Annotated in this window: 15 protein-coding genes; 6 read left to right on the top strand and 9 right to left on the bottom strand. The window is 37.5% G+C overall.

Annotated features, from left to right (window positions below; translation table 11 throughout):
* Positions 1 to 3 precede the first annotated feature (3 nt).
* The 4 genes from sucC to PVV64_RS00280 form a co-directional block, all read right to left on the bottom strand.
* Positions 4 to 1,200: an ADP-forming succinate--CoA ligase subunit beta gene (gene sucC, locus PVV64_RS00295; RefSeq protein WP_273759090.1), complete on the bottom strand. Its 1,197-nt coding sequence runs from the start codon at positions 1,198 to 1,200 to the stop codon at positions 4 to 6.
* Positions 1,201 to 1,293: 93 nt separating this feature from the next.
* A complete protein-coding gene (gene mdh / locus PVV64_RS00290; RefSeq protein ID WP_273759089.1) occupies positions 1,294 to 2,256 on the bottom strand; it encodes a malate dehydrogenase in 963 nt (320 codons plus the stop codon).
* Positions 2,257 to 2,562: 306 nt separating this feature from the next.
* Positions 2,563 to 3,732, bottom strand: a complete 1,170-nt coding sequence (gene zapE, locus PVV64_RS00285) for a cell division protein ZapE (protein ID WP_273759088.1) — start codon at positions 3,730 to 3,732, stop codon at positions 2,563 to 2,565.
* A gap of 96 nt (positions 3,733 to 3,828) precedes the next feature.
* Positions 3,829 to 4,371 carry an AprI/Inh family metalloprotease inhibitor gene (locus PVV64_RS00280; protein ID WP_273759087.1) on the bottom strand — a complete coding sequence of 181 codons (543 nt, stop codon included), beginning with the start codon at positions 4,369 to 4,371 and terminating at the stop codon, positions 3,829 to 3,831.
* 234 nt (positions 4,372 to 4,605) lie between these two features.
* Here PVV64_RS00280 and dapF point away from each other — a divergent pair, with 234 nt between their 5' ends.
* The 6 genes from dapF (at position 4,606) to PVV64_RS00250 (ending at position 9,978) form a co-directional block, all read left to right on the top strand.
* Positions 4,606 to 5,457: a diaminopimelate epimerase gene (dapF, locus tag PVV64_RS00275; protein ID WP_273759086.1), complete on the top strand. Its 852-nt coding sequence runs from the start codon at positions 4,606 to 4,608 to the stop codon at positions 5,455 to 5,457.
* Positions 5,457 to 6,740, top strand: coding sequence for a tRNA (N(6)-L-threonylcarbamoyladenosine(37)-C(2))-methylthiotransferase MtaB (gene mtaB / locus PVV64_RS00270; protein ID WP_273759085.1), 1,284 nt, complete (start codon positions 5,457 to 5,459; stop codon positions 6,738 to 6,740). Before dapF ends, mtaB begins: the two co-directional genes overlap by 1 nt.
* A 13-nt stretch (positions 6,741 to 6,753) precedes the next feature.
* Entirely contained in the window at positions 6,754 to 7,992 is a 1,239-nt protein-coding gene (gene ftsY, locus PVV64_RS00265) for a signal recognition particle-docking protein FtsY (protein ID WP_273759084.1), read from the top strand.
* Positions 7,989 to 8,678 carry a septation protein A gene (locus PVV64_RS00260; RefSeq protein ID WP_273759083.1) on the top strand — a complete coding sequence of 230 codons (690 nt, stop codon included), beginning with the start codon at positions 7,989 to 7,991 and terminating at the stop codon, positions 8,676 to 8,678. Before ftsY ends, PVV64_RS00260 begins: the two co-directional genes overlap by 4 nt.
* A gap of 68 nt (positions 8,679 to 8,746) precedes the next feature.
* Positions 8,747 to 9,508, top strand: a complete 762-nt coding sequence (gloB, locus tag PVV64_RS00255) for a hydroxyacylglutathione hydrolase (protein ID WP_273759082.1) — start codon at positions 8,747 to 8,749, stop codon at positions 9,506 to 9,508.
* A gap of 2 nt (positions 9,509 to 9,510) precedes the next feature.
* Positions 9,511 to 9,978: a hypothetical protein gene (locus tag PVV64_RS00250; RefSeq protein WP_273759081.1), complete on the top strand. Its 468-nt coding sequence runs from the start codon at positions 9,511 to 9,513 to the stop codon at positions 9,976 to 9,978.
* 25 nt (positions 9,979 to 10,003) lie between these two features.
* Here PVV64_RS00250 and PVV64_RS00245 read toward each other — a convergent pair whose 3' ends face one another.
* The 5 genes from PVV64_RS00245 to mnmE form a co-directional block, all read right to left on the bottom strand.
* Positions 10,004 to 10,909 (bottom strand): ParB/RepB/Spo0J family partition protein, encoded by a 906-nt coding sequence (locus PVV64_RS00245; RefSeq protein WP_273759080.1) that lies wholly within the window; start codon positions 10,907 to 10,909, stop codon positions 10,004 to 10,006.
* A 48-nt stretch (positions 10,910 to 10,957) separates the two neighbouring features.
* On the bottom strand, positions 10,958 to 11,755 hold the full coding sequence (locus PVV64_RS00240) for a ParA family protein (protein ID WP_273759079.1): 798 nt from the start codon (positions 11,753 to 11,755) through the stop codon (positions 10,958 to 10,960).
* A 6-nt stretch (positions 11,756 to 11,761) separates the two neighbouring features.
* The gene (gene rsmG / locus PVV64_RS00235) at positions 11,762 to 12,409 is read right to left on the bottom strand and encodes a 16S rRNA (guanine(527)-N(7))-methyltransferase RsmG (protein ID WP_273759078.1); all 648 of its coding nucleotides are present in this window, start codon (positions 12,407 to 12,409) and stop codon (positions 11,762 to 11,764) included.
* On the bottom strand, positions 12,409 to 14,277 hold the full coding sequence (gene mnmG, locus PVV64_RS00230; RefSeq protein WP_273759077.1) for a tRNA uridine-5-carboxymethylaminomethyl(34) synthesis enzyme MnmG: 1,869 nt from the start codon (positions 14,275 to 14,277) through the stop codon (positions 12,409 to 12,411). The genes rsmG and mnmG overlap by 1 nt, the downstream gene beginning before the upstream one ends.
* Positions 14,278 to 14,388: 111 nt before the next feature.
* Positions 14,389 to 15,696, bottom strand: a complete 1,308-nt coding sequence (gene mnmE / locus PVV64_RS00225; protein WP_273759076.1) for a tRNA uridine-5-carboxymethylaminomethyl(34) synthesis GTPase MnmE — start codon at positions 15,694 to 15,696, stop codon at positions 14,389 to 14,391.
* Between the last annotated feature and the right edge of the window lie 18 nt (positions 15,697 to 15,714).

Raw genomic sequence — 15,714 nt, 5'->3', positions numbered from 1 at the left:
CACTTAAGCTCCCTTCACGGCTGCAACAATCTTTTGAGCAGCATCATCTAAATCATCAGCAGGAATAACATTCAAACCACTGTCATTGATAATCGCTTTACCTTGCTCAACATTCGTACCTTCAAGACGAACAACCAAAGGAACCTTTAAACCAACTTCGCGAACAGCGGCAACCACACCCTCAGCAATGACATCGCAACGCATAATACCACCAAAAATATTGACCAAAATACCTTTAACATTGGGATCAGCAGTAATAATTTTAAAAGCAGCAGTTACCTTCTCTTTTGAAGCTCCACCACCAACATCGAGGAAATTTGCTGGTTCGGCTCCATAAAGCTTAATGATATCCATTGTTGCCATAGCAAGACCGGCACCATTGACCATACAACCAATTGTACCCTCAAGAGCCACATAAGCAAGATCATGCTTTGATGCTTCAATCTCTTTGGGATCTTCTTCTGAAGTATCACGCAATTCCAGAATATCTGGATGACGAAACAGAGCATTATTATCAAAAGAAACTTTTGCATCAAGAACACGCAAATGACCATCTTTCATCACAATAAGCGGATTGATTTCAAGAAGGCTCATATCTTTTTCACAAAACACCTTATAAAGAATTGGAAACAGCTTTTCTCCATCTTCTCTTGCACACCCTTGCAATTCTAATGCATCACAAAGCCTTGCACAATCATCAGAGGTAACGCCCTGTGTAGCATCAATGGATAGAGTCAATATTTTTTCTGGTGTTTCTTCAGCGACCGTTTCAATATCCATTCCACCTTCTGTTGAAACCACGAAAGCTACTCGACCAACGCTACGATCAACCAAAAGAGAAAGATAAAGCTCCCGTTCGATATCGGCACCATCCTCAATATAAAGACGATTGACTTGTTTACCCTCTGGACCCGTCTGTTTGGTTACCAAAGTTTTACCAAGCATTTCTTGGACATTTGCAACAACTTCTTCAACAGATTTTGCCAGCCGAACACCACCCTTTGCATCAGGACCAAGTTCTTTAAACTTACCTTTACCACGACCACCTGCATGTATCTGACTTTTAACCACATAGAGAGGTCCAGGCAATTTCTTTGCCCATTTTTCAGCCTGCTCTACAGAATAAACAGCAACACCATTTGCAATTGGTGCTCCATATTCATGCAGCAGACGTTTGGCCTGATACTCATGGATATTCATGCATTTGTCCTTTTCTTTTATGAATTACTTGAATAATTTTTTAAGTCCTAATATTTCAGATACTCTATTTTAATGAACAAAATCTTGCTCAATTTATGCAAGACTAGGTACAAGAGTGGTACAAGCTTCACAAAGCTTTTTAACCGCATTCACTGAATATTCAAAAGCACTTTTTTCTTCTTTATCAAGATCAATTTCAATGACCCGCTCAACACCGCCCGCTCCAAGCACCACGGGAACACCCACATAGGTATCATTCACTCCGTATTGTCCTGAAAGATAAGCTGCAACAGGAACAACACGCTTAGTATCCTTCAAATAGGCCTCAGCCATAGAAACAGCAGAAGCTGCTGGTGCGTAAAAAGCAGAACCTGTTTTTAACAAACCAATAATTTCTGCACCACCATCACGAGTGCGTTGGATAATTTGATCAATTCTTTCTTGTGTGGTCCAACCCATCTTTACAAGATCAGGCAAAGAAATACCACCAACTGTTGAATAACGTACCAAAGGCACCATTGAATCACCGTGCCCTCCTAAAACAAACGCGCTCACATCTTTAACAGAGACCTTAAATTCCTCAGACAAGAAATAACGAAAACGTGCCGAATCAAGAACACCGGCCATACCAACTACTTTATGTACGGGAAGACCTGAAAATTTTTGCAACGCCCATACCATTGCATCAAGGGGGTTAGTGACGCAAATAACAAACGCTGAAGACGCATATTTTTTTATCCCAACACCAACCTGTTCCATGACTTTTAAGTTAATGCCTAAAAGATCATCACGGCTCATACCTGGTTTGCGTGCAACACCTGCTGTTACAATAACAACATCAGCCCCCTCAATTGCCTCATAAGCATTTGCGCCTTTTAAACTGACATCAAAACCATCAACGGGTGAAGATTCTGCTATATCAAGCGCCTTCCCCTGAGGCATACCTTCTGCAACATCAAACAAGACAACATCACCAAGCTCTTTAAGCCCAATCATATGTGCTAAAGTGCCACCGATCATACCCGAACCAATCAGAGCTATTTTTTTCCGTGCCATTTTATTTTTCCTAACTTTAGAAAATTCAACCTATACTTACCAGCACCGGTATACTAAATATTTTCTTTGCTTTTAGCCATATTTTAACAATATCTTCAAAAGAAAAAAAAGATGAAATTCACTAAACTTCTTCACTTCATAGAAGCCATAATCCTCCACGCAAACGTGCTATTAGAATACTACTATAGAATTATCGATAAAGTGAATTTTAAAAAAATACAACAGAATTATTACACTTCTTTTAAATTCAAAGAGTTATTATTTTTAAAGTTTATGCAAAGATAAAACGACAATCAGCTTTTTGCTTTAAAGAAGAAAACGTTCTGCCCAAACTTTTAAATACTCTTTGCTTTGCATCTCAAAAAGACGTGATTGTGTTCTCTGAAATTCAAATGTTTCGGACGTTTGTGCATACCCCTGATATAAATCCTCAAGTTTTGCCGCCGCAGATATATATAATCTTATATGGCGCTCATAAAGAACATCAATAAGTAAAATAAATCGTTTCGTTTCATTGCGATATGTATCATCCATCACCGGTACATTATCGACAAAAAGCGTATGATACCGTTCCCCTAATGCTAAATATTCAACTGCGGCCAAAGGCTTTGCACATAAATCTCGATAATCAAAGCGTGCACAACCTGCACCAGCACGAGGAATAGGGATAAGACGCCCTTTTATAGAAAGTTCATCAGATATTTCTTTATGTCCTTGCAGTGCTAGTGCCCAAGCTTGATTCATGTATTTATCTGCCTGCTCCCCTAATGGGGTGATATACACATGTTGTAAATTTGATTTTTCAAGCCGATAGTCCGTCTTTGCATCAAGATTAACGATGCGAACATGTGTTTTCAAAGCTTGAATAAAAGGCAAAAAAAGTTCTCGATTTAGACCGTTATAATAAAGATTATCAGGAGCAACATTTGAAGTCGCAACAAAGAAAATCCCTTTCTCAAACAAAGCAGCAACAAGGCGACTAAGCACCATAGCATCAGCGATATCCGTAACACTAAATTCATCAAAACAAAGCACTTTGGTTTCCCGTGCAAGATCTTGGGCAACAGCTAAAATAGGATTATCTTGTCTAGCTTTTGTGTTTGTTGATGCTTTACGGTAAAAATTAATACGCTCATGTATATCAGCCATGAAATCATTAAAATGGGCACGCTTTTTACGCTCCAGCGGCAAACAAGAAAAGAACAAATCCATCAGCATAGTTTTGCCTCGTCCAACTTCACCATAAATATACAGCCCCTTAAAGGGTATATCCCCTTCATTTTGATTTGAAATACGAGACAATGATTGTTTTTTTCTCTTGAAAAAACGCCAAAATGCTAGGGGGTAGGAAACATTTTTTTCTGCAATTTTTTGTAATAAATGATCAAAAAACTTTGTTAAAGCCTGTTGAGCAGGATCAAAACTGATTTCCCCCTTTAAAACCAGCTCTTTATAACGCGTTGAAACCGAAGTCATAAAACAACCTTTTTCAAACCACTTTCAATAAAAAATAGATGTTTTTTTCACAACCCGTACATCTATTTCTTATTTTTATAAATGGTCAAAAGCGCTCTATCTGCTTAAAATAACGGGATGATCATCAAGTGTGCGTCCTTCAAAACGATCAACATTAGAAGAATAAAGAGCAACAATAACGCGCCCTGAATTATTATAGAAATATAATTTTTTCCCTTTAACAGCCCACGACTTTACTTGAGAAAGAATTCCTGGACAGTGTAAGGGGCCAGCACGGTATCCTTGTCCAAATTTTGTTTGTGGCGTCGCAATTCGACAAACTTTTCCCCCCATAGAAAGATTCCACACCCCAGCAATACTTGCAGGAAACAAATCAACAGCACTACTTGGCAATTCAAGGCTAGCCATGCGTCCATCACTCTGAGAATCTCCTTTCTCATACATAGAAGCATCTGCTGCTTCAGCAGCCGATGAAGAAGAGGATACATCAGGGACCACTTCTGTTTCTATTTGTTGAAGTGGATAAAAAACTTCTAATGTGTTGTTACTCTCATTACTGTCAAAGCGCGATGTTAAACATCCCGCTAAAAATGTAACTGTTGATAGTGCAACGAAAAATGAAACCCTTGAAAATGACATATCTATACTCTTTCCCACGACAATAAAGAAGTTAACTCAAAGAAATGAGTGAACACTTATTATATTGCATTTTACAAAGATACATTAACAAATTTAAAAAAAACAGGATGAAAATTGCCTATTTTAAATGATAAATAATTCCTCCACCCGTTTTATATCTATTAAGTACTAGAAATTTATAAGATATTCAGTCATATATCTTTTGTGGGTAATCAATAAAAATAGAGAAATTTCATGAAAACACCCTTCAGCAAAATGAACGGTCTTGGAAATCAAATCATTGTTGCTGATATGCGTGACAGTACACATGCTCTGACACCACAAGCAATTCTTGCTTTATCAGCAGATCCTCAAACGAATTTTGATCAAATTATGGCACTTCACCCCGCCACAAAAAAAGAGGCTGATTTCCGCCTTGAAATATGGAATTCTGATGGCTCAATGGCTAAAGCCTGTGGTAATGGTACGCGTTGTGTCATTGCATGGCTTACAGATCATAATTTTGGTGAGAGCTTTCGATTGGAAACATCTGCTGGAATTATTGAAGGTAAACGCCAAACCAATAATCTTATTTCTGTTGACATGGGGAGCCCAAATTTCAATGCAAAAGACATGCCTGTTTCACGTGAAATAGTCGATACAAATCACGTCGACATTACTGCTGGTCCCTTAAAAGATGCGAGCCTTGTATCCATCGGCAATCTCCACGCTATTTTCTTTATTGAGAGCGATATTCAACATCTTCCATTAGAAAAATATGGACCAAAACTTGAACATGATCCTCTTTTTCCAGAACGGTGTAATATCTCCATTGCTCATGTCACGTCAAAGAAAAGCCTAAATTTACGCACATGGGAGCGGGGAGCGGGATTAACGCAAGCATGTGGAAGCGCTGCTTGTGCGAGTGCGGTGGCAGCTTATCGACGTGGACTTACAAATCGCAATATCGATGTGAATTTACCAGGGGGAATACTTAATATTTTTTACAGAGAAGATGATCATATTATTATGACCGGTCCAATTGAGTATGAATTTAGTGGTTTTTTAAACCCTTTAACAGGGAGCTATAAAAAGGATCACTTTTGATGGCGATAGAAATTGTAACATTTGGTTGTCGACTAAACAGCTACGAATCAGAAATTATACGCAAAGAAAGCACTTCTTCAGGGCTAGATCAACTCAAAGACGGTGCTATCATCTTTAACACCTGTGCTGTTACTGCAGAAGCTGTGCGACAAGCGAAACAAGCTATCCGCAAAGCGAGACGAGAAAATCCTCATGCTCGTATTATTGTCACAGGATGTGCCGCACAAACAGAAGGACAAAATTTTGCCTCAATGACAGAAGTGGATCTTGTGTTAGGGAATGAAGACAAACTCCATGCGCATTCTTATCGTCAACTTCCTGATTTTGGCATCAACCATTCCGAAAAGGTACGCATCAATGACATCATGGAAGTGCAAAAAATTGCTCCACATATGGTAAGTGGGATGGAAGAACGCACACGTGCCTTTATACAGGTGCAAAATGGATGCGATCATCGCTGTACCTTTTGCATTATCCCTTATGGGCGCGGACCATCACGTTCAGTCCCCATGGGTGCTGTCATTGAACAAATTAAACGGCTCATAGATAACGGTATTCAAGAAGTCGTTTTAACAGGTATAGATCTGACAAGCTATGGTCACGATCTGCCTGGAAAAGCCTCTTTAGGGAAACTAACTTCTGCCATTTTACATCATGTACCTGATTTGCCGCGATTACGTCTTTCTTCGATTGATTCCATTGAAGCAGATGAAGAACTTATCAACCTTTTAGCCTATGAAACAAGAATCATGCCACATTTACATTTATCTTTGCAAGCAGGCGATAATATGATTTTAAAGAGAATGAAACGGCGTCATTTACGTGAACATGCAATTCAATTTTGCCAAGAATTACGTGCCAAACGTCCCACTATGGTTTATGGCGCAGATTTAATTGCAGGTTTTCCCACCGAAACAGAAGAGATGTTCCAAAATAGCCTCTCCTTGGTCAATGATTGTCATTTAACACATCTCCATGTTTTTCCTTTTAGTCCAAGAGAAGGAACACCTGCCGCGCGAATGCCACAAATAAATCGTAAAATAATTAAGATGCGTGCACAACGTTTACGCGAAGTAGGTGAGGAGGCTTACCAAAGGCATCTTGCTCGCTTACAAAATAGCCAGCAAACAATTCTCGTTGAAAAAGATGAAATTGGACGAACAGAAGATTATACTCTGACACAAATCAAAGGTGCAAAAGCTGGAACAATTGTCCAAGCCCTTATTGTTGACCATGATGGCAATAAATTGATTGCTGTCCTTCCAAAATTAAATGCAGCTTGAGCAGGAAACCCTTATGACAAAATCTTTTATTAAAAAAATATTTTCTTTTAAAAAATCTGAAGAACGAGAAAAAAAACAAATTTCACCTTCTTATGAAGATAATAAAGCAAAAGAAAGTGAAAATACCAAAAACGAGCAATTCTCTATAGATAAAGAAAAAACAGAACAAAGAGAAAGTCAAAAGACAACATCTACAAAGTATGATGAGAAAACTCCATCTGTTGAAGACGATACTAGAAAAATTCCCCTTTCTGGAAAAGTCATTGTCACAGATACTGTTCATGAAAAGAAAGTTGAAGAATTTTCTTCTGTATCCTCCGTTGAACAGAAAAAAACACCATGGTTTGGACGCCTAAAAAAGGGATTAGCTCTTTCTTCGCAAAGATTAAGTGGATCAATTAGTGATCTCTTTGTTAAGGGAAAGCTTGATGAAGATACATTACAAGAGCTAGAAGATATTCTGATTCAATCAGATCTTGGTGTTGAAACAGCTACACGTATTACGGATAATCTTGCTTCCAGTCGTTATGAGAGGAATTTATCTCCAGATGACATCCACACCATTATGGCAGATGAAATCAAAAAAGTCTTGGAACCTGTTGCAATTCCACTAGAACTTGATCTTAATCATAAGCCTCATGTTATTTTACTGGTCGGTGTAAATGGTACTGGAAAGACAACAACTATTGGAAAAATTGCAGCAAAACTGACAGCAGGAGGTCTAAAAGTAATGCTCGCTGCTGGTGATACATTTCGCGCTGCTGCTATTGAACAGTTGTATATTTGGGGTGAACGCACAGGTTCTCCTGTTATTTCAACCAAACTAGGAGCAGATGCTGCAAGTTTAGCATTTGATGCTTATGAAAAAGCCAAAAAAGCAAACAGTGATGTCTTGATTATCGATACCGCTGGACGTCTACAAAATAAAACTGAATTGATGGATGAATTAGCAAAAATTATCCGTGTTTTGAAAAAACACACTCCAAAAGCACCCCATACAGTTCTCCAAACGCTAGATGCCACCACCGGACAAAATGCGCTCAATCAAGTGGATATTTTCCGCGATATTGCCGGTGTTAACGGTTTAGTCATGACAAAGCTTGATGGTAGTGCGCGGGGAGGAATTCTTGTTGCTATTGCAGCAAAATATAAATTACCCGTTTATTTTATCGGTATAGGAGAGAATGTCGAGGATCTTCAACCTTTTTCTGCCTCTGATTTTGCCGAAACAATCGCAGGAAGATACGCATGAAAAAAACTTCATTTAAAACCAATTCGCATAATAATCCCAACGCGAAAAATACTAATGACAATCAAGAAGCACCCTTTTCACCAACACTAAAATTTCTTTTAGAAATGGGACCATTGATTGTTTTTTTTCTAGCCAATTATAAAGGTGAATGGCTGATAAACAATATTGGGCTTTTTAAAAATTTTCATAAGCCTATTTTTCCTGCCACAGCTATTTTTATGGTAGCAATCATTATTGCATTAGGCTTATCGTGGATTCTTGCACGAAAAATTCCCATAATGCCTCTCATCTCAGGAGTATTTGTTCTCGTCTTTGGATTTTTAACTCTTTGGCTTCATAATGATACTTTTATTAAAATGAAGCCAACAATTATTAATAGCTTATTTGCTATTATTCTTTTTGGTGGTATGTTTTTCAAAAAACCATTCTTGCGTTATGCGCTCGATTCTACTTTAAAACTTGATGATTTAGGATGGCAGAAACTTACCTATCGTTGGGCATTTTTTTTCATTTTTCTTGCTCTTTTGAATGAAATAATTTGGCGTAATTTCAGTGATAATTTTTGGACAAGTTTTAAAGTCTTTGGTGTTATGCCCCTAACGGTTGTTTTCATGCTAACCCAAATGCCTCTTATACTAAAACACTCACAGGGACTTTTTCCAGAAAAGGACAAAACTGATTTTTAAACAAAATATATCCATCATGATAGATCATTTTTAGATTTGTCACCCTACACTGTTCATGGAGAAAATATATGTTGATTGAACAGTTCATTTGTCGAGAAGATAATTTTGGTGTGCTTATTCATGATGAAAATAGCGGCTATACAGCCGCTATTGACGCTCCTGAAAGTAAAGCTATCCATAATGCTTTAAAACGCCGTAATTGGACACTTCAGACTGTTTTTGTAACACATCACCATCACGACCATGTGGAAGCATTAGCAGAGTTAAAGCAAGTTTATAAAGCTCTTGTTATCGGACCAGAAGCAGAAAAAGAAAAAATTCCTTATATTGATAAAGCCCTTCAGCCTGATGAACGATTTTTCTTTGGCAGTCAGACAATTTTGGCACTTTCAACACCTGGTCACACGTTAGGAGCCTTATCCTACTACTTCCCTGAAGAAAAATTACTCTTTGCTGGAGATACACTTTTTTCCCTTGGCTGTGGGCGTCTTTTCGAGGGAACACCAGCACAAATGCTGGACTCTTTAAAGAAACTTCGTCAACTTCCTGATGAAACACTTCTTTACTGTGGCCATGAATACACCAAAACCAATGCTCTTTTTGCATTAACCCTTGATCCAGATAATCAAAAACTTCATCAAAGAGCAGAGGAAGTTTTTTTGTTGCGCAAAAAAAATGCCATGACTCTCCCTATCACTTTAGAACAAGAAAAAGCGACAAACCCCTTTCTTCGTTGGGATGATTACACAATCAGAAAAAATCTTGCCATGGAAAAAGAAACAGATGTGGAAGTTTTTGCTGAAATCAGAAAAAGAAAGGATAATTTTTAATCATGTTTAAATTTTCTTTGTGCTTTCTTATTCTTTTTTCCTTTGCATCATACGCTCAAGAAAACAAAGAAATAACAAATAAAGATTCTCTTACATCACCTCTCGTTGTAAACTATCCCTTAACAGAAGATTTTCTTTTAAAACTGGAAAAAATTGGAAAAGAATGTAAAAATTTACCTTTAGAGTCAGAAATACCCGATGCAAAAAATGATATTGTTACGCATGATGATAGTATTGAAGGATATATCGCTTATATCTCTCATAAAACAAAACTTATGAATCTTTTAAAAGAAAATAATATCACACCTAGAGATTTTGTTGTTGGTCACTTAGCACTTCAAGCAACATTAATTGTACTTACAAACGAAGAAAGCTCTTTCAGTAAAAAAAACATTATACCTTCAAGCAATATTGAATTTGCTAAAAAACATATGTATAGAATAATTAAAGTCTTACAAAATCCTTGTTAAGAATTCTTTTATTTCAAAGAATTTCTTAATTTTGCAAACGGCGACAAATATCATCTAATTGTTCTAATGAAGAGTAGTGTATTTTTAAATCACCACCTTTTTTACCATGTCGAATAATAACCTTCATTCCGATAACATCTGCAAGTAACTTTTCTAAAGATTTTGTTTCTGCATCTTTTTCCACAGAGGTTCGTTTTTTGACCTTAGGATTAGCTTGCTCATAGGCAAGTATTTCTGTTTGGCGCACAGAAAGACCTTCACGAATAATTTTTTCGGCTAAATCTTGTGGATTATCAACGGTTATAAGACAACGCGCATGACCGGCAGAAAGCTGCCCATCGGTTAAAAACTGTTGCACTTTTTCTGGTAATTTTAACAAACGCAGTGTATTAGCCACATGACTTCTGCTTTTTCCAATGACTTGTGCTAAATCTGCTTGTGTATAACCATGTTCATTCAACAAAAGTTCATATCCCATTGCTTCTTCAATGGGATTAAGATCAGCACGCTGAACATTTTCAATAATTGCCAATTCTAAAGCTGTTTTATCATCCACATCACGAACAATCACCGGCAATTGACTTAAATGAGCACGCTGTGCAGCGCGCCACCGCCGTTCACCAGCAATTAATTCAAATCGCTGAGGGTGATCACGTAAAGGTCTTACTATAACAGGTTGAACAACACCATGCTGACGAATTGATTGCGCCAAATTATCCAATTCTGATTCAGTAAAATGGCGTCGCGGATTGTGTGGATTACACGAAATGGATTCAAGAGGAACAAATCGTTCAGAAAGAGTAGAAATTGTACTAAACTCTGTTAATTTTTCAGCATTAGGTGAAAATGTAAGGCTGTTGTTTAAGCTCATATCACCAATCAATGCTGCTAATCCACGTCCCAGTCTTTTTTTTGATTGATCATCATTCATAATTTCACTCTTTGAATTTTCTTTACAAAAATTATTTTTTTTACATTTTTAAGCAGCAGCATGTGCTTGTTTTTCACGTTGAATCACCTCCGATGCTAGACGCAAATAAGCTTGGCTACCTGCACATTTGAGATCATAAAGCAATACGGGTTTACCAAAAGAAGGTGCTTCTGATACGCGCACATTTCTTGGAATAACGGTACGATAAACTTTATCTCCCATAAAAGAACGGACATCTTCAACAACTTGATTTGAAAGATTATTTCGTCCATCATACATCGTGAGGACAATACCTTGAATTTCTAGGGATGGATTAAGGACAGACCGTACTTGCTTTACTGTTTCAAGCAATTGACTTAAGCCCTCAAGTGCTAAAAATTCACATTGCATAGGAACCAAAACGGAATCTGCAGCCCCCATAGCATTGAGGGTTAAAAGATTAAGAGATGGGGGACAATCAATTAGAATATAACTAAATTTTTTCTCCATCTTAGGATCATCATAAAGAGCCTTACGTAATCGTTGAATACGATCTTTTGATGAAGAAATTTCCATTTCTACACCTAAAAGGTCGAGTGTAGAAGGTACTATATGAAGATTGGGGACTGCTGTTTTTAAAGCGGCTTTTGTCACGGAAATCCCTGAAACCAAAACATCATAAGAGGACAAAGGACGGTTATTACGATCTATTCCCAATCCTGTACTCGCATTACCTTGTGGATCAACATCCATAATAAGAACATTTTCCCCAATAGCTGCTAAAGCTGTTGCAAGATTAATTGCTGTGGTTGTTTTTCCGACCCCACCCTTTTGGTTTGCAATAGCGATAATCCGTGTTTCGCTCATTTTGCTTTACCCTCTACATGATCGAAGATGAGAAATTTCTAAAATAACAGAATTTTCATCAATTTTACTTTTATGTTTTAGCAGATCAAACTGCCAATTGGCAGAGGCTTTTTTTATTTCTGTAGAGTAATCCCGTCCTTTTTGCAAAACAGCGATTGTTTTTTGTTTTAATAAGGGAAAAATAAGTCCTAAAAGCTCATCAAGTGAAGCCAATCCCCGTGCTGTTATAATTTCTGGTGTTATTATTTTTTTGTACACATCCTCAATTCGAGAGTGATAAACTGTTGCTGGAAGATCAAGCTCAGCAATAACTGTTCGTAAAAAAGCAACTTTTTTTCCATTACTTTCAACAAGATTAATATGTCCGCCTTTTTTTTCTTTTAAAAAAATAGCAATCACGATTGCAGGAAATCCACCACCTGATCCAAGATCACACCAATGCATAAAATCACTGTATAAAGGATAGATTTGTGCCGAGTCCAAAATATGACGTGTCCATAAAAGGGGGATTGTTGCAGTAGATATTAAATTAATATGCTTATTCCACTGCATCACTAAAGTCTCAAATTGTATTAAATTTTCCATCGTTTCACGTGAAACAAAAGGAACGATATCTAAGAGTGCTTTATATTTTTGTTCTGTAGAAAGATTCATTAAGCTGTTTTAGCCTTTTCACGTCGTTGACGTTGAATATATGTAATAATAAGCGACAATGCTGCGGGTGTCATACCATCAATTTTTTGTGCATCAGCAATTGAACGTGGAGAAATTTCTTGAATTTTTGTTTTGAGCTCGTTTGAAAGACCAGAAATTGACTGAATATCAAGAGAGGAGGGAATTTCTAAACGTTCATCCCTCTGAAGAGAAGCTATATCTTGTGCTTGTTTTTCTAAATAAACGGCATATTGTGCTTCAATTTCTAAAGATTCAGCGGTTTTAGAGTCAATTGACTGTAATTGTGGCCAAAAATGTGAAAGACGCTCTAAACGCATATGAGGATAAGCAAGAAGATCATAAGCTGAACGTCTAACACCATCATGATTTATTTGTAATCCATGAGCAGAGGCTTCATTAGGTGTTAAAAAAAGCTCTTGGCATAGGGATCGTGCTTGATCAAGACGTTGTTGTTTTTTCTGATAACAGTCCCAACGTACTTTACTAACAATACCCCATTGCTGTGCTAAAGGCGTTAAACGAATATCAGCATTATCAGATCGCAAAGACAGACGAAATTCAGCCCGTGATGTAAACATTCGATAAGGTTCACAAACTCCACGTGAAACCAAATCATCGACCATCACACCAATATAAGCTGTAGAACGACTTATTATTATTTCATCTAACCCACCTACCTTACGTGCAGCATTTAATCCAGCCAAAAGCCCCTGTGCTGCTGCTTCCTCATATCCTGTTGTACCATTAATTTGTCCCGCTAAAAAGAGACCTGGTAAACAGCGTAACTCTAAGGTTTTAGTCAATTGTTGTGGATTAACAAAATCATATTCAATAGCATAACCAGATTGTAAAACTGTGACATTTTCCAATCCCTCTATACTTCTCAAAAAAGAGATTTGTACATCCTCAGGAAGAGAAGTAGAGAGTCCATTTGGATAAATAGTATCATCATTTAATCCTTCTGGTTCCAGAAAAATCTGATGTCCATCACGTTCTCCAAATTTAACAATTTTATCTTCAATAGAAGGGCAATAACGCGGACCTAATCCTTCAATATTTCCAGAATATAAAGCAGAACGATGAATATTTTCACGAATAATTTGATGTGTTTGTGCATTTGTCCGTGTTATTGCACATTCAATTTGTGGTTGTTTAATTTTTTCTGTCAAAAGAGAGAACGGAACTGGATCTTCATCAGCTTGCTGTTTTGCTAGAGATTCCCAACTAATTGTTTTTTTACTAAGGCGTGCCGGCGTTCCTGTTTTTAATCTTCCAAGTTTTATATCATAACTTTTCAAGCGTTCAGCAAGTTGAACACTTGACTGATCTCCCATACGTCCTGCAGCCCATGTTTTATCGCCAATATGAATAAGACCATTTAAAAATGTCCCCGTTGTTAAAACAACAGCACCAGAAAAAACTTTTCCTTGATTTTTTAAAACAACACCTGAAGCACTCTTATCTTTAACAATTAAATCAACCGCCTCATCTTCTATAAGAGTGAGATTATCCTGTTCTTGCAAAAGTTTTTGAATTGTTTTTTTATAGAGCTGTCTATCAGCCTGAGTACGTGGTCCCCTTACTGCTGGTCCTTTTCTTCTATTAAGAAGTCTAAATTGAATTCCAGCATCATCTGCTGCGCGTCCCATAAGACCATCCAAAGCATCTATTTCACGCACCAGATGCCCTTTTCCAAGTCCACCAATAGCAGGATTACAAGACATTGTTCCCAATGCTGATATTTTATGTGTCACAAGAGCTGTCCGTGCTCCAGCACGTGCTGAAGCACACGCCGCCTCACAGCCAGCATGACCACCACCAACAACAATAACATCATATGAATGCATTAGGACTCATTCCATAAAAATATTACTTTCAAGTTTCACGTGAAACAGAATATATAAAATACATAATCTTTAAAATCTGTCTATCAAATAATCAATGTTTCACGTGAATCATTATTTACCAATACAAAATTCTGAAAAAATAATATCAAGTAAATCCTCAACATCTATATCTCCCGTAATTTTTCCAAGAAAATCACTGGCGCGACGAAGATGTTCTGCACGTAAACTGAGATCAAGAGAAGTATAATTCACAGAAGCTTCAATTTCTTTAACAGCCTCTTTTAAGAGCTGAAGTTGTCTCTTACGTGCTGGCACAAGATTTCCAATTTCAGAAGCACGACGTGAACAAAATAATTCAAGTTCTTTAATAAAACAATCAAAATTTAAACCCGTTGATGCAGAAAACTCTATAAAAAAAATTGATTTATTTTTTTCATAAAGATCAAGCTTATTACCAACACGCCATATTTCAGCTGAAGTTTCTGGTAATTGAATTTCCTTTGGCTTTGCCATATCGTAAACCAAAATAACCAAATCAGCATCCCTGACATGTTGCTTTGCAACTTCTATTCCCAATTGCTCAATTTTATTTTCTGTTTCTCTAAAACCAGCAGTATCTGTCAAAAAAACTGGTAAACCACCAAAAACAAGCCTCATTTCTAAAGCATCACGCGTTGTTCCTGCTTCCTCTGTTACAATAGCAACAGGTTTTCCAGCCAAACGATTCATGATGCTTGATTTTCCACAATTAGGAGCACCGGCAATAACAATTTTTAATCCATCACGTAAAATACTAGCACGTTCTCCCTCACCAATATGTTTTTGAAGAGAATTACAAAGATCTTCCACATCTTTCCAAACTTTATCAGAGAGCGAATCTGGAACATCACCTTCATCAGAAAAATCAAGCTCTGCCTCAATAAAGGCACGTGCTTTAATAAGTTTATGGCGCCAATCGCGATAAAGTGCTGTTAAATGCCCACTAGCACCCATCACCGCTAAACGTCTCTGACTTTCTGTCTCTGCTTCTATTAAATCAGCAAGACCTTCTGCTTGAACAAGATCTAATTTTCCCTCCATGAAAGCACGACGAGAAAATTCGCCTGCCTCTGCAAGACGACATCCAGAAAATGTAGATAATTCGTCAAGAAAACGATTTACAACCGCTTTTCCTCCATGCAAATGGAATTCCGCACAATCTTCTCCTGTAAAACTATGAGGAGCAGGGAAAAAAACAGTCAAAGCAGCATCTAAAAAGCTACCATCACGCGCTGTGAGATTTCCATAATGCATAAATCGTGCTTTTGGTAAACAACCACAAAGCGCCTTAACAACCTCCACAACATGAGGACCAGAAAGTCGAATGACCGCAACCCCTGAAGGCAACAATCCACTCGAAACAGCAAAGATTGTATCCACAGGATGTATCCTAATCAA

Origin of the sequence: Bartonella sp. ML70XJBT.G (assembly GCF_028618575.1) — a bacterium.
Lineage (GTDB): Bacteria > Pseudomonadota > Alphaproteobacteria > Rhizobiales > Rhizobiaceae > Bartonella.
Note: the sequence above shows the minus strand (reverse complement) of the source record. Positions and strands in the feature narration are given on the sequence as shown.